Origin of the sequence: Nocardioides sp. NBC_00368 (assembly GCF_036090055.1) — a bacterium.
Taxonomy (GTDB): Bacteria; Actinomycetota; Actinomycetes; order Propionibacteriales; family Nocardioidaceae; genus Nocardioides.
In genome coordinates this window covers 175192-196500 of the sequence record NZ_CP107970.1, presented here as the reverse complement: position 1 = coordinate 196500, position 21309 = coordinate 175192, and the positions used below count along the sequence as shown (strand labels likewise).

Below are 21309 nucleotides of genomic sequence, written 5' to 3'. Positions count from 1 at the left end.
TAGCAAGCGGCGCGATCGCCGTGCTGCTGCTTGGTACTCCCCGCACGACCCGACAGGAGACGTGAGATGGACCCGACCACCGCGATCGCCCGCTTCGACGAAGTCCGAGCCGACACCGAACGCCTCGCAGCACCCCTCTCACCCGAGGACCAGACGGTCCAGTCGATGCCGGATGTCTCCCCCACCAAATGGCATCGCGCGCACGTGACCTGGTTCTTCGAGACCTTCGTGCTGGCCGAGAACGAGGCCGGCTTCACACCGTTCCAGGACCAGTACTGGTTCCTCTTCAACAGTTACTACGAGCAGGTCGGGCCACGGTACGCGCGGCCGATGCGTGGCGTGATCAGCCGCCCCGGCGCGTACGAGGTGGGCGACTACCGGCGCAACGTCGACGACCGGATCAGGGACCTGCTCGACAGCATGGACGAGGGCACCTTCGCCAAGCTCGCCCCGACCATCGAGCTCGGCTTCCACCATGAGCAGCAGCACCAGGAGCTGCTGCTCATGGACATCAAGCACGTGCTGTCGCTCAACCCGTTGCAGCCGACGTACGCCGGGAGCCCGGTCGCGGGCGCCGGGACCGACCGGCTGGGGTGGGTCGACATCGAGGGCGGCCTGGTCGAGATCGGCTCGGAAGGCGGTGGGTTCTGCTTCGACAACGAGCTGCCACGCCACCAGCAGTGGCTGGAGCCCTACCGGCTCGCCGACCGGTTGATCACCAACGGCGAGTGGCTGGAGTTCATCGCCGACGGTGGCTACCGGCGTCCCGAGCTGTGGCTCTCGGACGGGTGGGCACGGGTCAACGCCGAAGGCTGGGACGCACCCTTCTACTGGCGAGAGGCCGACGGGGTGTGGTTCGAGCACACCCTGCACGGCACCACGCCGCTCGACCCGGGGCTGCCGGTCTGCCACCTGAGCCACTACGAGGCCGACGCGTACGCCACCTGGGCCGGCAAGCGCCTCCCCACCGAGGCCGAGTGGGAGCACGCTGCCCGGACCTACGAGGTGTCCGGCAACCTCGCCGACCGGGACAGCTTCCACCCACGTGCGGCGGGCCCCGCGACCGGCGGCCTGCGACAGCTCTTCGGAGACTGCTGGGAGTGGACCTCCTCGGCCTACCTGCCCTACCCGGGCTTCCATCCCGCCGCCGGCGCCATCGGTGAGTACAACGGCAAGTTCATGTCGAGCCAGATGGTGCTCCGCGGCGGCTGCGCGCTCACCCCGCCGGGACACACCCGGGCCTCCTACCGCAACTTCTTCCCGCCTGGCGCACGCTGGCCCGTCACCGGGCTCCGGCTGGCCGACGACGGGCGCCGTGCGTGACCTGGTCGGCTGCGATCACCTGTGCCCATCGCGGCATCCTCGGACCGCCCCGGACGCACGCCGAGTGGGCCTGCCCGCGCGACGACTGCCCGGCCCCGGTGCGGCTCGGTTCCTGGGCCGCCTCGGTCAGCGGCACCCTCGATGCCTCGTGGACGCTCATCCTCGACAAGGCGCAGCAGGAGCGCCTGCCGGTCGGCTCCGCCCTGATCCGGATCGCCAACGAGATGGAAATCGGCGGCTTCTCGGTTCTCCTCAGTGACGGGGACGACCTCGCCCTGCTGACCGGTGACGAGGGCGGCCACCTGACCGAGCCGGCCGCCTGGGAGTACGTCGTCACCGACCATCCGCTCCCAGACTCTCCATCCACCTCGATCCCGCCGCGCACCGTCGGCGTGCTCAGCCCCTGCGGACCCACCTGGTGGCGGCTCGACATGCCCCACCGCAACCCGAAGGAGAACCTCGCGTGACCCTCGACATCGACGGCCGGACCGGCACCAGCGCACCAGCCCGGAGCAGGATCACCACCCTGCTGACCGCCGAGGACCTGCGGCAGAGCCTCGCCGAGGACGCCCGCACCGGCTTGAGCGCGTCGCCGAAATGGCTTCCACCGAAGTACTTCTACGACCAGCGTGGTTCGGAGCTGTTCGAGGAGATCACCCGGCTGCCCGAGTACTACCCGACGCGCACCGAGCGGGCGCTGCTGACCGAGTATTCGCAGGAGATCGCCGAGGACTCCGACGCCGAGGTGCTCGTCGAGCTCGGGTCCGGCTCCTCGGAGAAGACCCGGCTGCTGCTCGATGCGCTGACCCGGACCGGCCGGCTGACGACGTACGTCCCGGTCGACGTGAGCGCCAGCGCGCTCACCCAGGCGATGGACGCACTGGCCGAGGAGAGGCCGGGGCTCGAGCTGGAGGGTGCCGTCGCCGACTTCGACCAGCATCTCGGGCAGCTGCCGGCCCCGGGACGACGGCTGATCGCGCTCCTCGGCAGCACCCTGGGCAACTACGACCGTCCGGGGCGAGCTCGGTTCCTGCGTTCGGTGGCCGCGGCCATGCAGCCGGGTGAGGGCCTGCTGCTCGGGCTGGACCTGGTCAAGGACCCCGGCCAGCTGGTCGCGGCCTACGACGATGCGGCCGGCGTGACCGCCGAGTTCAACCTGAACGCGCTGCACGTCCTCAACCGGAGTCTGCGTGCCGACTTCGACACCGACAGCTTCCGGCACCTGGCGCGCTGGAACACCGAGGAGGAACGGATCGAGATGCGACTCGTCGCGCAGGAGTCCGCCCGCGTGGAGCTGAATGAGCTCGACCTCGTCATCAAGTTCGACGAGGGCGAGGAGCTCCTCACCGAGCTGTCCTGCAAGTTCCGCCGAGACAGCGCCGCTGACGAGCTCACCGCGGCGGGCTTCGGCGACCTCCGCTGGTGGACCGATCCGGACGAGGCGTACGCGCTCGTGCTGGCCAAGCGCTGAGCGCTGCTCGTCGACAAGTCCGCTCGATGCCCCTGGCGACGGCGCGACCTCGCCCCCGCGCGGGGTCGCGACGTCATCAGGGGCATCGAGCGGATGGCGGTCACTGCACGCGTACGTGCGACTGCTGCCGGCCCCGTCCTCGCCGTGGCGGGTCGATGAGGACCCGGCAGGTGATCGAGTCGTCGGGGAACGCCGCGGCGACGTCCCGGGCGCAGGTCTCGGCGGCGTCGGCGACCGGCGCGACCGCGGCGGCGGGGTCGATGCGACCCCGCAGCAGGATCACCGGCCGCGACCGGATGGTGACCACCGTGCCGGTGACCCCGGTCAGCGGCGCGAGGCTCTCCAGCCTGGTGGCGGCCGCATCCGCGATCGAGCGGAGGTCGGCCTGGACGCGCCCGGTCTGGTCGCTCGCGTCGAGTCGCAGCGTCGAGGGTCCGCGCCGGCCCAGGTGCGACAGCAGCCACACCAGGCCGATCAGGCCGAGCAGGACGCCCGCCGCGGCGAACGCCCACGGGAACCAGTCGGACGTGACGACGTCACTCGCCGGACCGGTGGACAGCTCGGCCGGGTAGCTCCGGAGGACCCACTGGTAGTGCCAGTCGACGATCAGCAGACCCAGGGCGATCACGAGCACCGCCACGAGCAGGGTCATCACACGGTCGTACCTGATCACGCGGGGAGTCATCGGGGCACCTCCGTGGCTCGCACCTTGATGCGGGTTCCGGTCAGTCGGCCGACCTCGTCGTCGAGGACGGCTCTCACGTGCTCGGTCACGGCGGCAGCCTCCTGGGGACCATCGGGGGTGTTGCGCGCGGCGACGACGACGTCCACGACGACGCGACGCCGGGAGCTGCGCGAGGAGTCGGCCGACATCACCCCGGGGAGCCGGTCGGCGGTCTCCTGGGCGACGGCCGCGACGGCGCCGGGCTCGAGCCACAGATCGGCATCGCCCGCAACCCGCAGGTGCGTACGCCGCCCGGGCCGGAGCGCGAGCCAGAGCATCAGCAGCCCGACGAGGGCGATCCCTCCGCCGGCCGCCGCCAGTCCGACCGACGGGCCGATCCCGTCGAGGCCGGCGACCAGGTCGGGGACGACCGGAGACCCGGCTGCCCACCCCTGGCTGACCAGGAGCTCACGGACCGCGAGCACGGCGACCCCGATCAGGACCAGGGCGAGCACGATGGCGGTGGGAACCACCACCGGTGCTCGGCGCGGCTGAGCGCGTGGCGCCGCGGGGCGGGCGACCTGTTCGGCCGGTGGTTCGATCGTGTGCGTGCTCATTCCACCCTCCTGCCGGTGTCCTCGGCGGCCGACGGGTCGACCGCGTGCACGGTGACGTCCACACTGCGGATCTCGATGCCCGAGAGCCGGAACGCCTCGTGGCGTACGGCGTCCCGGGCTGCCGTGGCGATGCGGGACACGTCGCCGGGCCAGGCCATCGCGACGTCGAGCTTCACCCGGACGGCGCGCCCCTCGGCCGTGATGTCGGCCTTCGGGAACGCCGACCCGGTGACACGGCCGAGGGCGCTGCGATGCGCCACCGTGCCCGGGACCTTCAGAGCGACGCGCTCGATGATCCGCTGGAGGGCCTTGTTGCGGACGTCCAGGGTCCCGTGGTCCTCCGCCGGGTCGGCGGTCTCGGTGTCTGCGTCGACGAGGTGCATCGGACGCAGCGGGGCCTCAACCACGGCGTCCTCGCAGCAGACTGCGGACGTCGAGCTCACCGTCGACGTGGCCGCCGATGAGGTAGCCGGCACCGCCGAGCACGATGGCCAGCAGCAGGCCGACCAGTCCACCGGTGACGATGGCGATCGTGAGCAACAGTCCGGCGAGCAGGCCGAGTGTCGAGTTGGTCATGACGTTTCTCCTTCTGAGGGTCGCAGCGGCGCCGCGGCCGAGCCGGTGCGGTCGGGCGGGAGGATGTCCTCCACCGTGACGTCCACGGGGCCCGACACGTACGGCCGGACGGCGTCGCGGATGGCGTCGGTGGTGGCGAGGACCGGTGCGCCCCAGTGGAGAACCACATGGATCGCGCAGCCGGGCTCGCGCATCCTCACCCCGTTGACCCGGCGTCCGGGAAGGTAGGTGGCCACCTCCCCCGCGACGCCGGCGTGCAGGTCGTGGACGCCGGGCACCGCGAGCACGGCGGCCGCGACGACATCCACGACCTCCGGCTCAGCGCCGTCGTGGCCCTGTGGGTCGGCGTCGGCGGTCACGGTCACTCCACCCGCCGGGCGGCATCCTGGTCGGAGTCGCCGGTCTCGTCCTCGAGGTAGACGTCGTGCACGGTGATGTTGACCTCGGTGACCTCGAGGCCGGTCATCCGCTCCACCGACGCCTTCACGTTGCGACGGATCGCGCTGGCGAGGTCGGGGATCGAGGTGCCGTACTCGGCGACGATGTCGAGGTCGGCGGCTGCCTGCCGCTCCCCCACCTCGACCGCGACGCCCTGGCCGAGGTTCGTACGCGAACCGGGGATCCGCTCGCGGATCGCCCCTGCCGCACGCGCCGCGCCGCCACCGAGGTCGTGCACGCCGCTGATCTCTCGAGCAGCGATGCCCGCGATCTTCGAGACCACGGTGTCGGCGATCGACGTACGCCCGTACTCGCTCACCAGCGCACCCGATTCGCTGCGCTCCACCTGACCCCCGGCGCCGTTGGTCGTCGAGCTCGTGCCGCCGGACTTCGTCTGCGTCATGAGAAGAACCTTCCTGATCGTGTTCGGTCTTGCTGACGCCGGTTGGTCGCGACGTCCCTTCGATATGTCACAGAGATTGTGGTGTGTTCTGGATCACATCTCTTTGCTTGGAGGTGGTAGAACATCCTTCGTATCGCAAAGCCGTCCTTGCCTGGGCGGTAGAAGAGAAACTCGGGGGCGATGTCGGAACCGCAGGCGACAGCTGAGCCGTCGGCGACTGCTGAGCCGTCGGCGACGGACGAGGCCTTGGTGCGCGCGGCACGTCTGGGCGACCAGGAGGCGTTCCGGGAGATCGTCGATCGTCACGGCCCCGCGATGTATCGCTACGCCCTTCGGCTGGTCGGCGACGCCACGGATGCCGCCGAAGCGACCCAGGAGGCGTTCGTCTCGGCCTGGCGGAGCCTGTCCGGCTTCCAGGGACGCTCCTCCCTGCGTACGTGGCTGATCCGTCTCGTCCACCGCCGCGCGGCCGATCTCCAGCGCCATAGACGGGCGACCCCGATCGACGACGGGCTGATGTCCAGGCTGACCCCGCCCGCGACGGACAACCCGTTGCAGACCGTGCTGGACGCCGAGCTGCTGGAGGCGCTGCAGCTAGCATTGAATGAACTACCGTGGCATCAAAGGGCGACCTGGCTGCTGCGGGAGGTCGAAGAGATGAGTTACGAGGAGATCTCCATCGCCCTGGCCATGCCGATCGGCGCCGTCCGCGGACACCTCTACCGCGGCCGTCGCACACTCGCGGAGAGGATGGCACGATGGCGCTAGATCCCAGCCCCCTCGGCCGCGCCGTCCGCGCCGCCCGAGCCGATGAGCCCGCCGGCTGGGTCGACCTGGCCGAGTCGATCATGGCGCGCGTGCGCCGGGTCGTCGTCCCCTCCGAGCCGATCCTGACCTTCACCGAGCCGGGCACGTCGGCGCGCGACGATCAGGGCTCCGAGACCTTCGTCTCCGCCCGCGTCGTGAGCGCCGCGCTGCGCCGGCTCCTCCAGGAGCACCCGACCCACGCGCCCGACAACATCGAGCTGCACGTCGACGAGGGCCGCCTGACCGGCATCGAGATCCGCCTCGTCGCCAGGTACGGCGTCGAGCTCCACCCGCTCGCCGACACCCTGCGCCCGCAGATCCTCGAGATCGTCACCGACCTTCTCGGGCCTGCGTCCGGCATCGACCTCTCAGCGATCGAGATCGAGTACGTCGACGTCACCCGCGGGGATCCGAACCGGACCTGAGCGGTGGCCGGTCACCTCAGCCACTTCCGGTCGCCGATCACCTCGACGAGCTCGACCGTCCGCTGATCGGTCCATCCCGGAGGCGGCAGGATCGCCGCCCAGGCGTGCACCGGCGCCGTACCGAACTGGTGGCCCTGCCCGGCCGGGACAGAGTTGGCGGAGAACTGGTCGACGCCGAGCTGCAGCATCGTCACCCCGGGGATCCAGCGTACGTTCGGAGAGACGTCGCGGCCGCGCTCCTCCGCCAACCAGTCCGGGCGCTCCAGCGCCACCTCCGGCGACCACCAGGTGATCGGGTCGTTCGCGTGCTGGAGATAGCCGATCCGGGTGCCCTCCCAGGCGCCGGGCAGCTTCCAGTCCTCGGGCCGGTCGGCGAACCGGACGATCTCGCCGTCGTCGAGCACCGGCAGCACCTGAGGGGTCTCCGGCTCACGCTCGTCGGTGAACCGGTTCCACAGCCGGTTGTCGGCGGTCGGGCCCACGAACAGGGCGCCGTCGGTGCGGGTCGCGAGATCCTGGGCGCCGCTGAAGGCGGCCTCGCCACCGAAGCTGCCCAGGCTCTCCCCGCTCACGACCAACAAGGGGCGATCGGCCTCGGGGATCTCCAGCCAGCGGCCGTAGACGGCGTCGAAGAGGGCGAGACCGGCGTCCTGGGCCCGCTGCCGGTCCAGGATGAACGACATCCAGCTCGGCAGGTAGGAGTACTGGAGGCTGACCGTCGCGGTGTCGCCGCCCCACATGAACTCCAGCGCCTGGGCCTGGTTCTCGTTGACCCAGCCCCGGCCGGTGCCGGTCACCACGTTGATCACCGCGCGGTCGAAACCGCCGAGCGCCTCGAGCTCCGCGACCGCGTCCAGCGCCTCGTCACGGATGTCGACGCCTTCCGGTCCGGACCCGATGTACGCACGCACGGGCTGCAGCGCAGGCTCGTCGGTGAACGCGCCGATGTCGGCGGCGGTCGGGGCGCTCGCGACGAAGACCCGCCCCTGGCGGCCCAGGTCGTCCCAGTCCTGCGACGAGGCCGGACCGGACGTGAGCTCGGGCGTCGTGGGCGCGGGTACGTCGGTGCTGAACTCCTCGTTGATCGCGGCGAAGCTGGCGTCGAGTGCTCCCAGCAGCCGACCGCCGCCGACTCCGATCGCCAGCTCGTAGATCAGGACCGCGGCGATCAGTCCGCCGATCACGGTCGACGCGGCAGCGGGCAGGAAGCGACCCAGGAATCGTCCGATCGACCGCCCCAGCGCCTTGCAGCCACGTGCGAGCTCGAGCAGCAGCGCGAACAGGACCGCGGTGATCAGCACGGTGAGCACCAGGTGCAGGACGCCCACCCGGTCGACCTCGACCAGGTCGCGGACCTCGTTCTCCCACCGCAGCGAGAGCCCCAGCATGATCAGGGTGCCGACGCCACCCGCGACGGCGAGGACCCGCCAGGCGATCACCCGCGCCCGGCCGGTGAGCCGTCCACCGCAGCTGCGGACCAGCCAGCCGGCCAGCGCGCCGGCACCATAGCCGGCGAGCATGCACAGGGCGGTGAGCAACGCCTGGAAGAGCGCGGTGCGCGGCATCAGCGACGGGGTCAGCGATGCCCAGAGCAGCACCACCGTGCCGGCCGACGCGGCGAACGGCGCTCGCAGCTGCCCCCGCAGCACGTCGACCGCGCGGGCGACCCGTTGGCGCCGTACGTCGCTCATCGTCTTCACCCTAGCCCCGGATCGCCGGCGCCGACTCCCCTTCGCGGACGAAACCCCTGGTGAGGACGGGGCTCCGGCCGGGCGTGACGTCGTATCAGAGCCGTCCGCTGCGCGCTCCTGAGGATAAGGCTCCGGTCGTCGTCCTGGACGGTCCAGGACCTGGAGCCGACAGGGGGAAAGAACATGGACAACGAAGATCTGTTCATGGCGCAGTCGGATGCCGTGCCCGAGGAGCTCACGGCCGTCGCCGAGTCGAAGGCGTCGGTCGAGGACGTGCTGCTCGGCATGGAGAACGTGGTCGGTGTCGGGGTCGGCCTCAAGATCACCAACGGCGAGCAGACCGAGACGCCGAGCGTCATGGTCCTGGTCAGCCAGAAGATGCCGACCGAGCTGGTCGGCGACGCGGACACCGTCCCGGACACGGTGGACGGCACGCCGACCGATGTGCTCGAGGTGGGGCATCTGTTCGCCGGCGGCAGCCAGCAGCTCATGGAGACCCAGGAGGTCGACGCCCAGACCCTGGCGCTCCGGATCCGCCCGGCTCGACCGGGGTTCAGCGTGGGGCACTACAAGATCACCGCCGGGACGATCGGCGCGGGCGCGTACGACCTGAGGACCTTCCCGGGGATCCCGCCGCGCTACTACATCCTCAGCAACAACCACGTGCTCGCGAACTCCAACGATGCGAACATCGGCGACCCGATCCTGCAGCCCGGCCCGTTCGACGGTGGAACGGCACCGACGGACGTGATCGGCCGGCTGGCCCGGTTCGTGCCGATCAGGTTCGACGGGTCCTGCAACTACGTGGACGCCGCGATCGCGGAGGTGCCCTTCCACGTGATCGACCGCGACGTCTACTGGAACGGCTACCCGGCCACCGCCGCCAAGGCCGCGACCGTCGGCATGCTCCTCAAGAAGACCGGCCGCACCACGAACTTCACCACCGGCCGGGTCACTGCCGTCGCGGCGACCGTGAACGTCAACTACGGTGCCGGCAAGGTCGCGAAGTTCTGCAACCAGATCATCACGACCAACATGTCAGCCGGCGGCGACTCCGGCTCGATGGTGCTCGACCTGCAGAACAACCCGGTCGGGCTGCTCTTCGCGGGCTCGAGCGTGGCGACGATCCTGAACCCGATCGCGCTGGTCCAGCTCTCCCTCCAGGTGCGTGTCTGGCCGTGATCGACCCGGGAACCCGGAGATGTCGTCAGTCCTCGGTCCTGAAGGCGTCTCCGGTGTCCACCCGCACCGGCAGCCCCTCGCACTCCTCCGGCAGCGACCGCACCGCTGCCGAGGTCGGGTCCAGGGCGTAGACCACTACCGCCGGTCCGCCGTCCTCGGCGGCACCGATCGCGACCCCCGCGATGCCCTCGCCGATCCACTTCTCGGCGACCATCAGCGCGCGCCGGGATCGCTCATCGAGGGACGGGATCTCACCGTATAGGTCGTCGTCGCTCATAGCCCCAGGCTACGCCGGGGCCCACATCCGATGGCCCGGATGCGCGTGTAAAACCCGGATGAATGGCCCTGTCACGGGCGCTTCGAGAACTGTAAAGATGCGAACTGTTGCTGTCGACAACAACTGGCCTCAACTGCCGAGGAAACCAGGAGCCAGCATGGGTTCTGACGCTGCCGCCACCGAGGCGACCGCCGCCGCGAAGATGAGTCTCCCCACCCTCACCGCGATGGTCGTGGGTGGGATGGTCGGCGCCGGCGTCTTCTCCCTGCCGGCCCGGTTCGGGGTGGCCACCGGCATTCTCGGCTCGCTGATCGCCTGGGCGATCGCGGGCGCCGGCATGCTCATGCTGGCGTTCGTCTTCCAGACTCTCGCGATCCGCAAGCCCGAGCTCGACTCCGGGGTCTTCATCTACGCCAAGGCCGGTTTCGGCGACTACGCGGGCTTCAACTCCGCGATCGGATTCTGGGCCAGCTCGGTGGCAGGCAACACCTTCTACTGGGTCTTCATCGGTGCCACGATCGGCGCCTTCTTCGAGGGGTTCGGCGACGGTGACACCGTGCTCGCCGTCGCGCTCTCGACCGTGGGCGTGTGGCTCTTCCACTACCTGATCGCACGCGGCGTACGAGACGCGGCGGTGATCAACCGGATCGTCACGGTCTTCAAGATCCTGCCGATCCTGGTGTTCATCGTGGTGCTCTTCATCTCCTTCGACGCCGGCGTCTTCGCCGACAACTGGATCGCCACCGGCTACGGCGATCTCGGCAACCTCGACGAGCAGATCCGCAACACCATGCTGATCACGACCTTCGTCTTCATCGGCATCGAGGGCGCCAGCGTCTACTCCCGTTACGCCAAGAGGCGCGAGGACGTCGGGAAGGCCACCGTGCTGGGCTTCCTCAGCGTGCTGTCGATCTTCGCGCTCGTCACCCTCTCCAGCTACTCCGTCGTCCCCCAGCCCGAGCTCGCCGAGACCAGGCAGCCGTCGATGGTCGGCGTCTTCGAGTCGGTGGTCGGCGACTGGGGCGAGGTGTTCATCAGCGTCGCGGTGATCGTGTCGGTGCTGGGCGCCTACCTCGCCTGGACGCTGATGGCCGCTGAGGTGATGTACGTCCCGGCGCGCGCGGACGACATGCCGGCCTTCCTCGGCCAGGAGAACCGGAACGGCACCCCGATCACCGCGCTCGTGGTGACGTCGCTGGGTGTCCAGGGACTCCTCGCGCTCACCCTGTTCGTCAGCGACGCGCTCAACTTCATGCTCGACCTGGCGACGAGCCTGGCGATCCTGCCCTACCTGCTGGCGGCGGCGTACGCGCTCAAGCTCGGGCTGACTGGCGAGGCGTACGAGGAGGTGCCGGCGGGCGTGCGCCGCCGGGAGACGATCGTGGCCGGCATCGCGACGGCCTACACGATCTTCCTCTTCGACGCGGCCGGGCTGAAGTTCGTCCTGCTGATGACTCTGATCCTCGCGCCCGCGTCGCTGCTCTACATCAAGGCCCGGAGCGAACGTGGCCGAAGGATCTTCAGCCCCACCGAGATCGCCCTGTTCGCCGCGATCCTCGTCGGCGCGGCGATCGGCGTCGTCGGCCTGTGGTCCGGCCGGGTATCCCTCTGATCCCGGCATCCCTCTTCAACAGAAAGGCATCCCATGTCCGAGCAGGAGCCCGCGTACGGCGTCCACTCCGAGGTCGGCAGGCTCAGGAAGGTGCTCGTCTGCGCACCCGGCCTCGCCCATCGCCGGCTCACCCCCAGTAACAACGACGAGCTGCTCTTCGACGACGTGATGTGGGTCGAGAACGCCCAGCGCGACCATGCCGACTTCGTGAACAAGCTGACCCAGCGTGGTGTCGAGGTCGTGGAGCTGCATGACCTGCTGGCACAGACGCTCGCGGTCACCGGGGCCAAGGACTGGATCCTCGACCGCAAGATCGTGCCGAACCAGGTCGGCCTCGGGCTGGTCGACGACACCCGCACCTACCTCGAGTCGGTCTCGGACCGGCAGCTGGCCGAGTTCCTCATCGGCGGCCTCGCGACCAGCGATCTGCCCGACGACTTCCGCTCGGCGTACGTCGCTCTTGCGCGGGAGTCGACCGGTGCCCGGGAGTATCTGATGCCGCCGCTGCCGAACACGCTCTACACCCGCGACACGACCTGCTGGCTGTACGGCGGGCTCACCATGAACCCGCTCTACTGGCCGGCCCGCAAGGACGAGACGCTCCTCTACAAGGCGATCTACCAGCACCACCCCGAGTACGTCGGCTCCCCCGTGTGGTGGGGCGACCCCGAGCAGGAGTGGGGTCAGGCCAGCTTCGAGGGCGGCGACGTGATGCCGGTCGGCAACGGCGTCGTGCTCGTCGGCATGAGCGAGCGCACCTCTCGGCAGGCGATCACCCAGGTTGCCAAGGCCCTCTTCGAGCAGGGCGCCGCGGAGAAGGTGATCGTCGCCGGGATGCCGAAGCTGCGGGCCGCCATGCATCTCGACACCGTCTTCACCTTCGTCGACCGCGACATCGTCACCCTCTACCCGACGATCATGGATGCGGTGCACACCTTCACCCTGGTGCCCTCCGAGACCGCGCCCGGGGTCGAGGTGATCGACCACGACGACGCGGCCTTCGTCGATGTCGTCGCCAAGGCGCTCGGGCTTTCCGAGATCCGCGTGATCGACACCGGCGGGGACGTCTACCAGTCCGAGCGGCAGCAGTGGGACAGCGGCAACAACGCGGTCGCGCTCGAGCCCGGCGTGGTGTTCACCTACGACCGCAACACTCTCACCAACACGCTGCTGCGCAAGGCAGGGATCGAGGTCATCACCATCGTGGGCGCCGAGCTCGGCCGGGGCCGCGGCGGCGGGCACTGCATGACCTGCCCCATCATCCGCGATCCTGTGGACTTCTGAGCCCCGCTCCGGATGCCCCGCGTGGCGCGCGACGGGCCACGTTCACTTCGCGGGGTGGACCATCGCATCGACCGCGACGGTCACGGCCAGGATGAGCGCTGTGTCCTCGCCCGGCGCGACCTCGACACCGTAGGTGTCCCGGACCCGGAACCACTTCTTGGAGACCTCGGCGATCTTGCGTCCGTCGTCCTCGATGTCGTACTCGTGGTCGGCGATGCTGCCCTGGACGGTCCAGTCGTCCCCGTGCGTGCGATCGACCTTCCAGCGATCCCGCAGCGGCGAGATGAGCGTCTTGTGCACGAGCGCGAGCTTCTCGCCGTCGGCGTCCTCGATCGCCATCGAGTCCCGGATGTGCAGGACCCGGGTCTGGATGCGGCAGAGCTTGGTGCCGTGGGCGTCCTCGAGATCGAAGGTGTCCCGCAACCGCAGGGCCTTGCCGTCGACGCGGAAGACCCGGTCGCCGTCCTCGTTCTCGATCCAGTAGTCGTCGCCGATGGACACCAGCTTCTGGCGCATCTGGAAGCGGTTGGCGCTTCCGCCGCGCCCGAACGCCTCACGTTCCGCTTCGCGCCTCTCACGTCGGTCTCGCCAACCCATCGTTGTCTCCCTTCGCAGGACCGTCCCAGGGTCGGCCAGGGCGACGGGGCGCGGATCACACGTTCCGGGTGAGCACTGCGGCGTGACGGCCGGCAACTGCCACATCTGCGAGCGCACGAACATCTACTCCTACCGGTCGGGGCCCTGAGAGCAGTCGCCGCGAATACCGCCCGATCTGGTCTCACGCCGAGTCAGGCGCAAGAGGGTCGAAAGTCCCGTCCAGCCCAATATTGGGTAAGCAAAGAAAAATCCCACAACCCGCTGAGACGCCGGGAGACCCTCTTCTCACAGGCCTCGCCGAGGCGGCCCCCGCGCCGCACTTGCTCCTCGGTTTCAAGGGGTCCCCACGATCCACCCGAGATCGGCCCAGGCCGAGCGCGACAGGCACCCCTGTCCGCCCGGTCCCGGGTGCCTCAGCCCTGCCTGCTCACCACAGGCACGAACCCATGAAAGAACCAACCGATGAACATGCACAGCTCCACCAAGATCGGCCTCGCGGCTGTCGCCGTTGCCGGCGTCGCCACGGTCGTGGCAGCCCCTGGAGCTCAGGCCGCGCAGGACTGCAAGACGACCACCGTGACCTCCCAGGTCAAGGTCGCCGACGAGAAGAAGACGACCACGGTCACGCCTGCGGTCACGCACGTGGAGCACACCGACGCGGTGACCCACGAGGAGTCCCGTTTCTCGACGGTGGTCAAGGGTGAGAGTCACGAGGCCGTCACCGAGGACCGGTTCCGCAACTCGGTCTACACCCGGACCTACACGCCCGGCACCGACGCGGTGACCGACACCATCGGGCACCCGGCTGAGACCCACACGGTCGAGCATCCGGCCGAGACCCACACGGTCGAGCACCCGGCCGAGACGCACGTCGTCCACCACGAGGCCGTCACCCACGAGGAGACTCGCGTCAGGGACCGTGGCTACGCCTACAGGCAGAAGGAGACCGGCAAGGTCCGCTACCTGAACACACCGGACTGGAACGGCGAGGACGAACACGGCGACAAGGGCTGGGTCCGCTTCGCCGAGGGCGACCTGACCGAGACCGTCACCGTCGTGGACGAGGAGGCTTGGGACGAGACGGTCGTGGACAAGGAGGCCTGGACCGAGACCATCGTCGACAAGGAGGCCTGGACCGAGACCATCGTCGACAAAGAGGCCTGGACCGAGACCATCGTGGTCGAAGAGGCCACTCCTGCCGTCTTCGGCCCGTGGCAGTGGGACCACTTCACCACCTGGACCACCACCTCGGGCACCCCGGCCGATGAGGACGGCCAGGACGGCGTGGACAACCCGCTGAACCTGTCCCAGATCGGCGAGCAGTACGAGCAGACCGTGATCACGAAGGAGGCCTACACCGACCCCGACGTCACCCTCTACTTCGTCGAGGACGGTGAGCCGACCACGAACCTGGCCGACGCATCCTGGACCGCCGACGAGCCTGAGGGCTGGGATCTGGTCGACACCCGCACGGTGGAGGACAGCCCGGCATCGGACGTCACCGTGGTGGACTCGCCTGCCTCGTCGGTCACGGTCGTCGTCCCGGCTGTCTACGAGACCCAGACCAACACTTCGGAGAAATGCGCGGCGGTCGTCAAGGACGCCGGCACCAAGGCCGTTAGCACCAAGGCCGACTCTGAGGTCCCGACGCGGATCGATGCCGGCCTGGCCGGGAACCTGCCGAACACGGGCGGTCCGAACGGAGCGCTTCTCGCCGTCGGCGGGCTGCTCGCCGGCATCGGGGGCGTCGGGACCTTCCTCACCCGTCGCCGGAAGGACGCCTGACCGGCGAGGTGGCCGCTGTCCCGGGCGAACGAATTTTCGTTCGCCCGGGACACCCTTCGGACGCGTACGCCGCAGAGGTCAGTGCACGCCGGCCATCAGCTTGCGGATGGGCCGGTTGCCGATGAGCAGCAGGACACCGACGACGACCGAGGCGAGGCCGACCCACCAGAAGAACCCGCTGTCGTTCGAGACGTCGTAGAACTCGGCCAGGCGGCCGGACATCGCGGTGCCGAGGGCGATGGAGAGGAAGAAGAGCGCCATCATCTGGGTCTGGAACCGAGCCGGGGCGAGCTTGGTGGCCAGCGAGAGACCGACCGGGGAGAGCAGCAGCTCGGCGAGGGTGAAGAGCAGCAGGATGAACGCGAGGCCGATCAGCGGCACCGAGTGAGCACCGCTCGGCATCAGCAGGAACGCCCAGAACGCCAGTCCCATCAGGATCGTGCCGAGACCGAACTTCACGGGCGTCGACGGCTGACGGGAGCCGAGCTTGGTCCACAGGGCGGCGAAGACGCCGGCGAGCAGGATGATGAAGACCGGGTTGATCGAGTTGACCCACGAGACCGGCATCTCCCAGCCGAAGATGTCGCGGTCCAGGCGCTGGTCGGAGTAGACCACCATGACGGTGAACTGCTGCTGGTAGAGCGACCAGAAGACGGCGCTGGCGATGAAGAGCGGGACCATCGCCCACACTCGGCTCCGCTCGATGGCGGTGACGTGGTTGCTCAGCAGGATGACGGCGAAGAGCGCGACCGCAGCGACCGCGCTGATGCCGATCACGATGTTGGCCAGGCGCGGAGCGGTGATCACGCCGGTCGGGCAGAGCACCACGATGACCGCCACCGCGGCGACGGCGATCCCGATCCAGCGGCCGCGCTCGGCGGCGGGAAGCGGGTTGGGTACGACGCGGCTGGCCGCGGGAAGCCGGCCCCTGCCCAGCGTGTACTGGATCAGACCGAGGATCATCCCGACCGCGGCGAGACCGAAGCCGAAGTGGAAGCCCCACTGCTTCTGCAGCAGACCGGTCAGCAGCGGGCCGACCAGGGCGCCGAGGTTGATGCCCAGGTAGAAGAGGGAGAAGCCGGCGTCGCGGCGCTCGTCATCGGCGGCGTACAGGGTGCCGACCAGGGAGGACGCGTTGGCCTTCACGCCGCCCGAGCCGAGCGCGATCAGGACCAGCCCGACGCCGACACCGGCGATGCCCGGGATCAGCGCGAGGCCGAGGTGGCCGAGGACGACGAGGCAGGCGGAGTAGAAGAGCGTACGCTCCGCGCCGAGCAGGCGGTCGGCGATCCAGGCCGCGATGATGGTCGAGAGGTAGACCGCGCCGCCGTACGCACCGACGATCCCGAGCGCGACCGTCTCGCTGATCCCGAGGCCGCCCTGAGCCGCGGAGTAGTAGAGGTAGATCGCCAGGATGCCCTGCATGCCGTAGAAGCTGAACCGCTCCCACAGCTCGACACCGAACAGGTTGGCGAGGACGCGTGGCTGGCCGAGGAAAGACCGCTCGCCGGGATCGCCGGCGGTGGTCTCACTTTTTAGTTGGCTCATTACCTCAGGTTCACAAGGCTCCGCTCCCCCGCCCAAATCGCGAACGGCCGATAACGGCCGGATGTGACCACTACCACGCGAGCTCGCCGTCCTTGTCCTGGAGCGTCCCGGTGGGGACGTCGAGGTCCAGGGTGGCGAGGCGTACGACGATCTTCGCGCTCTCCGCGGGCGGTCCGGCGATGTCGTCGATGCCGAAGCCAGCGGTCATTTCGGTGGCCGTGGGACCGGGCTCGACGGCGTTGAACCTGATGTCGGCGTACGCCTTGGCGTACTGGACCGTCAGCATGCTGGCGGCGGCCTTGGACGCGGCGTACAGCGGCAGGATCAGCCCCTGCTCGACCCGGCCGGGGGTGGTGTTGGCCCAGAACGAGCCCATGCTGCTGGACACGTTGACCACGCGCGGGTTCTCCGAGCGGCGCAGCAGCGGCAGGGCGGCCTCGGTGACGCGGACGATCCCGACGGCGTTGACGTCGAAGACCCGCAGCGCGGTCGGGCCGTCGAGCGGGTCGGCGACGAGGAGGCCGGCGTTGTTCACGAGTACGTCGAGGTGCCCCTCGGCCTCCTCGATGGTCGCCAGCGCGGCGATGACGGAGACGTCGTCGGTGACATCGAGTTGTACGAAGTGGGCGCCGATCTCGGCGGCCGCCTTCTCTCCCCGCTCGACGTCTCGTGCGCCGAGGTAGACGTCGTAGCCGGCCTCGGTGAGCTGGCGGGCGGTCTCGAAGCCGATGCCCTTGTTGGCGCCGGTGATGAGTGCGACGGTCATGTGCGTCTCTTCCCTTTCTGAAGGCGGCCCGATCGGGCCGTCTTCGACGCTAGGTGGGCCCGCACCGACCGCCCAGAGTCCTGGTCAGACCGGGGCCTGACAGGACCCCCTCTGTCCGCTCGGGGCCGACCTAGGCTGGAGGCATGAGGTTTCACGGATGAGCGAGGCGACGAACCCGCTGGGCGCGTTCCTCCAGGCCAGGCGGGCGCTGGTGACGCCGGAGGCGGCGGGCATCCCCGCCGTGGGCGTACGTCGCGTCCCAGGGCTCCGCCGCGAAGAGGTCGCCATGCTGGCCGGGATCAGCGCGGACTACTACCTGCGCCTGGAGCGCGGCCGCGACCGCAACCCGTCGGCGCAGGTGCTCGACTCGATCGCCCGCGTGCTCCAGCTCGACGACGACCACACCGCCCACATGATGTCGCTGGTCGCGGAGGGCCCCCGCCGGCGGCGGCCGCGGCGGCGTAAGGAGACCGTCCCGCCCGGGGCGCTCAAGCTGCTCGAGTCGCTGGTGCAGCCCGCGTTCATCGAGGGGCGCTACTTCGACATCCTGGCCTCCAACGCTCTTGCTCGAGCGCTCTCGCCGCGGCTCGCGCCTGGTGGCAACCAGCTGAAGGATCAGTTCCTCGACCCGGGCCAGCAGTCGTTCCACCCGGACTGGGAGCCGATGACGGAGTGCTTCGTCGGCAACCTGCGCCAGGCGGTGGGCACCGACATCGACGACCCGCGGTTCATCGAGCTCATCGGCGAGCTCTCCCTGGGCAGCGCACGTTTCCGACAGCTGTGGGCACGCCACGACGTACGCGGCCAGATCGGCACCCCGGTCCGGATGAACCATCCTCAGGTCGGCGAGATCACCCTCAACCGGGAGCGACTGGCCATCAACGGCACCGACGACCTGGTGCTCGTCGTCTACCACCCCGACGCCGGCTCCCCCGACGCGGACAAGCTGGCGCTGCTGGCCTCCGCGGGACTGCCCACGCGGTCCGTCGAGTCGGAGGCCCGGTCGTCCTGACGCCGGCCGTTACGGCCGCGGCAGCAGGCCCGCATCGCGGTGCTCGACCAGCTCGGTGCGCTCGCGGGCGATGCGGTCCATGCCCCAGCGGCCGAGCGGCCCGAGCGCGGCGTTGAGGCTGCGGCCGTGCTCGGTCAGCGAGTACTCCACCCGCGGCGGCACCTCGGCGAACACCTCACGGTGCACCAGCCCGTCCTGCTCCATCTCCCGCAGGTGCTGGGTCAGCATCTTCTCGCTGACACCGGGCAGGCCTCTGCGGAGCTCCGCGAAGCGGCGTACGCCATAGTTGTCGAGCTCCCACAGGATCAGCCCCTTCCACTTGCCGCTGACCACGTCGAGCGCGGCGTCGATGCCGCAGATGTAGGGACCGATCCGGGTCGATCTCGTCACGGGACTCCTCACTCACCTTTTGGTAAGTACCCCAGTAAATAGTGGGTACTCCCGCCATCGTACGCAAAGCCCCAGGATTGTCGTCATGAATCAATCTCTCACCCCCGTCACCGTCATCGGCCTGGGCCCCATGGGTCAGGCGATGGTCCACAGCCTGCTCGCCACCGGGCATCCGGTGACCGTATGGAACCGCACCGCTTCGCGAGCCGACGAGGTCGTCGCCGCCGGCGCCCAGCTGGCGGACTCGCCGGCGAAGGCCGTCGCGGCCAGCGACCTGGTCATCCTCAGTCTGACCGACTACCAGGCGATGTACGACGTGCTCGACTCCGCCACGTCCGAGCTGAAGGGACGCACGATCGTCAACCTCAGCTCGGAGTCCCCGGACGGGACGCGTCGGGGAGCGGAGTGGGCCGCCTCGCACGGCGCCCACTTTCTCACCGGCGGCGTGATGGTCCCGGCCCCGATGGTCGGGACACCCGATGCGTACGTCTACATCAGTGGCCCTGCCGACGTGCTGTCGCCGAACGAGGACGCGCTGGGTCGGATCGGGTCCGTCCGCTACCTGGGTGAGGACCCAGGGCTCGCGCAGCTGATGTACCAGGCCAACCTGGACATCTTCCTCACCTCCCTCTCCTCGCTGCTCCACGCCGTGGCGCTGCTGGAGACGGGCGGCATCAAGCCGTCCGCGGCCATCCCGGAGCTGATGCAGACCCTCGCCGGCATCCCGCCGATGCTCGCCGCCGGCGAGGACCTCGGCGCCCAGCTCGACGCCGGCAAGCACCCCGGCCACCTGAGCACCGTCACGATGATGGGCGCCACCGCCGACCACCTCGTCGAGGCCAGCGAGGCCGCCGGCATCGATGTCGACCTCCCCCGCGCCGTCCAGGCCCACTACTCCTGGGCCCGCTCGCGCGGGTACGGCGCCGAGAACTGGTCGCGGATCATCGACGCCATCCGGCCGTACGTCTGAGGTTCATCTGTTGCGGGGACGGCCTTCCGCGAGGAGGCCGCCCCGGCGACAACCGCCGAGAGGTCACGTACGTCGGCCGAGACGTCACTCGCAGAAGCCGAGACGTCTCCGGGCGAAACCGGGGCGCGGAGCGACAGCACCATGCGTCAAGATCTCCCGGTGCCCACCATCGCCAGCCTCCTGCCGAGGATCACCCCCGTCGTTCTTCGGCTGCGGCCGCGGGACCTGTGCTGCACTGAACTCGCCGAGCATCTCGACTTCGAGTGCCACCTTCACCGAGATCCACTCGACTGCGCCGACGCGGTCATCTTTCGCGACAGCTGCGGCCGGATAGGCCTTCCCATCCACGATGGCGGCTCGAGCTACATCGCAATTCGACACTGTCCCTGGTGTGGAAGTCGACTCAGGAGACAACCCAGCGCGCCGGCACCCGTCTCGGAGCGACCGCACGTCCGAGAGATCTCGTGCCTGGTTCGCGATCCCGAGCACGTGCGCCAATTTCTAGAGCGAGTCTCAGACTGGACCGGCGGCGTCCTCACCGACAGTGCCTGGCACACGGTCCGGGCGGGCATGGAAGGACTCGGCAGCGAGTCCGACAAGCAGATCGGCTACCGAATGGACGGATGGACCACGATCACGGCGTACGTCGCTGAAGCACCGGGCACCGAGCACATCCGACTTCAGTTCGTCGGCGAGATCGATGACATCCTCGCCACTCGGATCGACACATTGATCGAGGTCCTGGCGTGAGTCGCCCACTCGTCCGCCTCCTGTGCACGATCTGGACCGAAGCATCCATCCGCTGGACGTCGACCCTCTGGTACTTGCGGGCCTTCGGTCGATGGGCAACTGGCAGCCATGGCGCGTTCCGGCACCCAGCCCACACAGCGGAGGCACGTGAGCTTACGGCCGCATGGGAAAGCACGTGGCCCGGATCTGAGCCGCGCGGCTTCCTGATCAGAGAGCACCGCGACCGGTTCGTGCGCTTCCACAGTCTCCCGGGCTCCAAACGCTATGCAGACAACGCCGAGGAGTGCGCCGAGATACTCCGTCGGCATCACGCAGTCATCACCTGGATCTCAGATGACGCTCCGGTCGAAGATCTGGTCGTGATCGCCGCTGATTGGGGACCACGTGATCTCGTATCCGGATGGTCAAGGCGGCACCTTCCCGCAGCGTGGCCGTGGAGACAGTTCCGCGACGCCGACAACGACGGGATTGTCACCTACTTCTGGGTCGCATCACGCCTCAGCAACTCAGACCTCGATGCCGTCCTCACCGCGGTCGCCGACGACAAGGGCAGCGCGATCGTGACCGACACCCGGGCCTCCTGGCTCTATTGTCCGTACGACGGTGGAGCTGATGTCGTCCTCCCATCGGCTCTTGCCCGCGACGCCCTTCGGGATCAGTTTCCCCACTGGCTACCAACTGCGTGCTGAACTGCCGCCGAGGCGGTCTCGAGGAGGCCACC

25 protein-coding genes are annotated in these 21309 nt (G+C 69.2%); 13 read left to right on the top strand and 12 right to left on the bottom strand.

The window, feature by feature from the left end; genetic code table 11:
- Positions 1 to 66: 66 nt before the first annotated feature.
- Genes egtB through egtD form a run of 3 tightly spaced genes read left to right on the top strand, consistent with a single transcriptional unit; the run spans position 67 to position 2794 of the window.
- Positions 67 to 1323: an ergothioneine biosynthesis protein EgtB gene (gene egtB / locus OG984_RS00920; RefSeq protein ID WP_328529803.1), complete on the top strand. Its 1257-nt coding sequence runs from the start codon at positions 67 to 69 to the stop codon at positions 1321 to 1323.
- The gene (locus OG984_RS00915) at positions 1320 to 1790 is read left to right on the top strand and encodes a hypothetical protein (RefSeq protein ID WP_328529802.1); all 471 of its coding nucleotides are present in this window, start codon (positions 1320 to 1322) and stop codon (positions 1788 to 1790) included. The genes egtB and OG984_RS00915 overlap by 4 nt, the downstream gene beginning before the upstream one ends.
- On the top strand, positions 1787 to 2794 hold the full coding sequence (egtD, locus tag OG984_RS00910) for an L-histidine N(alpha)-methyltransferase (RefSeq protein WP_328529801.1): 1008 nt from the start codon (positions 1787 to 1789) through the stop codon (positions 2792 to 2794). The genes OG984_RS00915 and egtD overlap by 4 nt, the downstream gene beginning before the upstream one ends.
- A 100-nt stretch (positions 2795 to 2894) precedes the next feature.
- Here the strand turns inward: egtD and OG984_RS00905 are convergent, their stop codons facing one another.
- Genes OG984_RS00905 through OG984_RS00880 form a run of 6 tightly spaced genes read right to left on the bottom strand, consistent with a single transcriptional unit; the run spans position 2895 to position 5492 of the window.
- On the bottom strand, positions 2895 to 3479 hold the full coding sequence (locus OG984_RS00905; protein WP_328529800.1) for a hypothetical protein: 585 nt from the start codon (positions 3477 to 3479) through the stop codon (positions 2895 to 2897).
- Positions 3476 to 4075, bottom strand: a complete 600-nt coding sequence (locus tag OG984_RS00900; protein ID WP_328529799.1) for a DUF6286 domain-containing protein — start codon at positions 4073 to 4075, stop codon at positions 3476 to 3478. The genes OG984_RS00905 and OG984_RS00900 overlap by 4 nt, the downstream gene beginning before the upstream one ends.
- Positions 4072 to 4482: an Asp23/Gls24 family envelope stress response protein gene (locus OG984_RS00895; protein ID WP_328529798.1), complete on the bottom strand. Its 411-nt coding sequence runs from the start codon at positions 4480 to 4482 to the stop codon at positions 4072 to 4074. Before OG984_RS00895 ends, OG984_RS00900 begins: the two co-directional genes overlap by 4 nt.
- Positions 4475 to 4651: a DUF2273 domain-containing protein gene (locus OG984_RS00890; RefSeq protein ID WP_328529797.1), complete on the bottom strand. Its 177-nt coding sequence runs from the start codon at positions 4649 to 4651 to the stop codon at positions 4475 to 4477. The genes OG984_RS00895 and OG984_RS00890 overlap by 8 nt, the downstream gene beginning before the upstream one ends.
- The gene (locus tag OG984_RS00885) at positions 4648 to 5010 is read right to left on the bottom strand and encodes a hypothetical protein (RefSeq protein ID WP_328529796.1); all 363 of its coding nucleotides are present in this window, start codon (positions 5008 to 5010) and stop codon (positions 4648 to 4650) included. Before OG984_RS00885 ends, OG984_RS00890 begins: the two co-directional genes overlap by 4 nt.
- Before the next feature lie 2 nt (positions 5011 to 5012).
- A complete protein-coding gene (locus OG984_RS00880) occupies positions 5013 to 5492 on the bottom strand; it encodes an Asp23/Gls24 family envelope stress response protein (protein WP_328529795.1) in 480 nt (159 codons plus the stop codon).
- A gap of 180 nt (positions 5493 to 5672) precedes the next feature.
- On the opposite strand from OG984_RS00880, the gene OG984_RS00875 reads away from it, so the two are divergent.
- On the top strand, positions 5673 to 6260 hold the full coding sequence (locus OG984_RS00875; RefSeq protein WP_328529794.1) for an RNA polymerase sigma factor: 588 nt from the start codon (positions 5673 to 5675) through the stop codon (positions 6258 to 6260).
- Complete coding sequence (locus OG984_RS00870; protein ID WP_328529793.1) at positions 6251 to 6724, top strand: hypothetical protein; 474 nt, start codon at positions 6251 to 6253, stop codon at positions 6722 to 6724. The genes OG984_RS00875 and OG984_RS00870 overlap by 10 nt, the downstream gene beginning before the upstream one ends.
- A gap of 11 nt (positions 6725 to 6735) precedes the next feature.
- Here the strand turns inward: OG984_RS00870 and OG984_RS00865 are convergent, their stop codons facing one another.
- The gene (locus tag OG984_RS00865) at positions 6736 to 8415 is read right to left on the bottom strand and encodes an alpha/beta hydrolase (RefSeq protein ID WP_328529792.1); all 1680 of its coding nucleotides are present in this window, start codon (positions 8413 to 8415) and stop codon (positions 6736 to 6738) included.
- A 183-nt stretch (positions 8416 to 8598) separates the two neighbouring features.
- Here OG984_RS00865 and OG984_RS00860 point away from each other — a divergent pair, with 183 nt between their 5' ends.
- A complete protein-coding gene (locus tag OG984_RS00860; RefSeq protein ID WP_328529791.1) occupies positions 8599 to 9597 on the top strand; it encodes a trypsin-like peptidase domain-containing protein in 999 nt (332 codons plus the stop codon).
- Positions 9598 to 9622: 25 nt separating this feature from the next.
- Here OG984_RS00860 and OG984_RS00855 read toward each other — a convergent pair whose 3' ends face one another.
- Positions 9623 to 9874, bottom strand: a complete 252-nt coding sequence (locus tag OG984_RS00855) for a hypothetical protein (protein WP_328529790.1) — start codon at positions 9872 to 9874, stop codon at positions 9623 to 9625.
- 157 nt (positions 9875 to 10031) lie between these two features.
- Between OG984_RS00855 and OG984_RS00850 the strand changes: the two genes are divergently transcribed.
- Together OG984_RS00850 and arcA are read left to right on the top strand one after the other, a co-directional pair.
- Positions 10032 to 11486, top strand: a complete 1455-nt coding sequence (locus OG984_RS00850; RefSeq protein WP_328529789.1) for a basic amino acid/polyamine antiporter — start codon at positions 10032 to 10034, stop codon at positions 11484 to 11486.
- 33 nt (positions 11487 to 11519) lie between these two features.
- Positions 11520 to 12770 carry an arginine deiminase gene (gene arcA / locus OG984_RS00845; protein WP_328529788.1) on the top strand — a complete coding sequence of 417 codons (1251 nt, stop codon included), beginning with the start codon at positions 11520 to 11522 and terminating at the stop codon, positions 12768 to 12770.
- A gap of 42 nt (positions 12771 to 12812) precedes the next feature.
- On the opposite strand, the gene OG984_RS00840 is transcribed toward arcA, so the two are convergent.
- Positions 12813 to 13367 (bottom strand): LURP-one-related/scramblase family protein, encoded by a 555-nt coding sequence (locus OG984_RS00840; RefSeq protein ID WP_328529787.1) that lies wholly within the window; start codon positions 13365 to 13367, stop codon positions 12813 to 12815.
- 462 nt (positions 13368 to 13829) lie between these two features.
- Here OG984_RS00840 and OG984_RS00835 point away from each other — a divergent pair, with 462 nt between their 5' ends.
- Positions 13830 to 15152, top strand: coding sequence for an LPXTG cell wall anchor domain-containing protein (locus OG984_RS00835; RefSeq protein WP_328529786.1), 1323 nt, complete (start codon positions 13830 to 13832; stop codon positions 15150 to 15152).
- Between the two features lie 78 nt (positions 15153 to 15230).
- Here OG984_RS00835 and OG984_RS00830 read toward each other — a convergent pair whose 3' ends face one another.
- The gene (locus OG984_RS00830; protein ID WP_328529785.1) at positions 15231 to 16700 is read right to left on the bottom strand and encodes a peptide MFS transporter; all 1470 of its coding nucleotides are present in this window, start codon (positions 16698 to 16700) and stop codon (positions 15231 to 15233) included.
- Between the two features lie 70 nt (positions 16701 to 16770).
- Positions 16771 to 17466, bottom strand: a complete 696-nt coding sequence (locus tag OG984_RS00825; RefSeq protein ID WP_328529784.1) for an SDR family NAD(P)-dependent oxidoreductase — start codon at positions 17464 to 17466, stop codon at positions 16771 to 16773.
- A gap of 157 nt (positions 17467 to 17623) precedes the next feature.
- Here OG984_RS00825 and OG984_RS00820 point away from each other — a divergent pair, with 157 nt between their 5' ends.
- Positions 17624 to 18478 carry a helix-turn-helix domain-containing protein gene (locus OG984_RS00820; protein WP_328529783.1) on the top strand — a complete coding sequence of 285 codons (855 nt, stop codon included), beginning with the start codon at positions 17624 to 17626 and terminating at the stop codon, positions 18476 to 18478.
- A gap of 9 nt (positions 18479 to 18487) precedes the next feature.
- Here OG984_RS00820 and OG984_RS00815 read toward each other — a convergent pair whose 3' ends face one another.
- Positions 18488 to 18868 carry a winged helix-turn-helix transcriptional regulator gene (locus OG984_RS00815; protein WP_328529782.1) on the bottom strand — a complete coding sequence of 127 codons (381 nt, stop codon included), beginning with the start codon at positions 18866 to 18868 and terminating at the stop codon, positions 18488 to 18490.
- A gap of 85 nt (positions 18869 to 18953) precedes the next feature.
- Here OG984_RS00815 and OG984_RS00810 point away from each other — a divergent pair, with 85 nt between their 5' ends.
- The 3 genes from OG984_RS00810 (at position 18954) to OG984_RS00800 (ending at position 21277) form a co-directional block, all read left to right on the top strand.
- A complete protein-coding gene (locus OG984_RS00810; protein ID WP_328529781.1) occupies positions 18954 to 19838 on the top strand; it encodes an NAD(P)-dependent oxidoreductase in 885 nt (294 codons plus the stop codon).
- A gap of 159 nt (positions 19839 to 19997) precedes the next feature.
- Positions 19998 to 20588, top strand: a complete 591-nt coding sequence (locus OG984_RS00805) for a DUF6980 family protein (RefSeq protein ID WP_328529780.1) — start codon at positions 19998 to 20000, stop codon at positions 20586 to 20588.
- On the top strand, positions 20585 to 21277 hold the full coding sequence (locus tag OG984_RS00800) for a DUF3885 domain-containing protein (protein ID WP_328529779.1): 693 nt from the start codon (positions 20585 to 20587) through the stop codon (positions 21275 to 21277). The genes OG984_RS00805 and OG984_RS00800 overlap by 4 nt, the downstream gene beginning before the upstream one ends.
- The last annotated feature ends 32 nt before the right edge of the window (positions 21278 to 21309 follow it).

Coding starts and splice junctions, on each gene's coding strand:
- OG984_RS00855 (WP_328529790.1), bottom strand. CDS start 9,874: ATGAGCGACGACGACCTATACGGTGAGATCCCGTCCCTCGATGAGCGA.
- OG984_RS00860 (WP_328529791.1), top strand. CDS start 8,599: ATGGACAACGAAGATCTGTTCATGGCGCAGTCGGATGCCGTGCCCGAG.
- OG984_RS00905 (WP_328529800.1), bottom strand. CDS start 3,479: ATGACTCCCCGCGTGATCAGGTACGACCGTGTGATGACCCTGCTCGTG.
- OG984_RS00900 (WP_328529799.1), bottom strand. CDS start 4,075: ATGAGCACGCACACGATCGAACCACCGGCCGAACAGGTCGCCCGCCCC.
- OG984_RS00865 (WP_328529792.1), bottom strand. CDS start 8,415: ATGAGCGACGTACGGCGCCAACGGGTCGCCCGCGCGGTCGACGTGCTG.
- egtB (WP_328529803.1), top strand. CDS start 67: ATGGACCCGACCACCGCGATCGCCCGCTTCGACGAAGTCCGAGCCGAC.
- OG984_RS00830 (WP_328529785.1), bottom strand. CDS start 16,700: ATGAGCCAACTAAAAAGTGAGACCACCGCCGGCGATCCCGGCGAGCGG.
- OG984_RS00890 (WP_328529797.1), bottom strand. CDS start 4,651: ATGACCAACTCGACACTCGGCCTGCTCGCCGGACTGTTGCTCACGATC.
- OG984_RS00820 (WP_328529783.1), top strand. CDS start 17,624: ATGAGCGAGGCGACGAACCCGCTGGGCGCGTTCCTCCAGGCCAGGCGG.
- OG984_RS00875 (WP_328529794.1), top strand. CDS start 5,673: ATGTCGGAACCGCAGGCGACAGCTGAGCCGTCGGCGACTGCTGAGCCG.
- OG984_RS00870 (WP_328529793.1), top strand. CDS start 6,251: ATGGCGCTAGATCCCAGCCCCCTCGGCCGCGCCGTCCGCGCCGCCCGA.
- arcA (WP_328529788.1), top strand. CDS start 11,520: ATGTCCGAGCAGGAGCCCGCGTACGGCGTCCACTCCGAGGTCGGCAGG.
- OG984_RS00825 (WP_328529784.1), bottom strand. CDS start 17,466: ATGACCGTCGCACTCATCACCGGCGCCAACAAGGGCATCGGCTTCGAG.
- OG984_RS00840 (WP_328529787.1), bottom strand. CDS start 13,367: ATGGGTTGGCGAGACCGACGTGAGAGGCGCGAAGCGGAACGTGAGGCG.
- OG984_RS00880 (WP_328529795.1), bottom strand. CDS start 5,492: ATGACGCAGACGAAGTCCGGCGGCACGAGCTCGACGACCAACGGCGCC.
- OG984_RS00850 (WP_328529789.1), top strand. CDS start 10,032: ATGGGTTCTGACGCTGCCGCCACCGAGGCGACCGCCGCCGCGAAGATG.
- OG984_RS00810 (WP_328529781.1), top strand. CDS start 18,954: ATGAATCAATCTCTCACCCCCGTCACCGTCATCGGCCTGGGCCCCATG.
- OG984_RS00835 (WP_328529786.1), top strand. CDS start 13,830: ATGAACATGCACAGCTCCACCAAGATCGGCCTCGCGGCTGTCGCCGTT.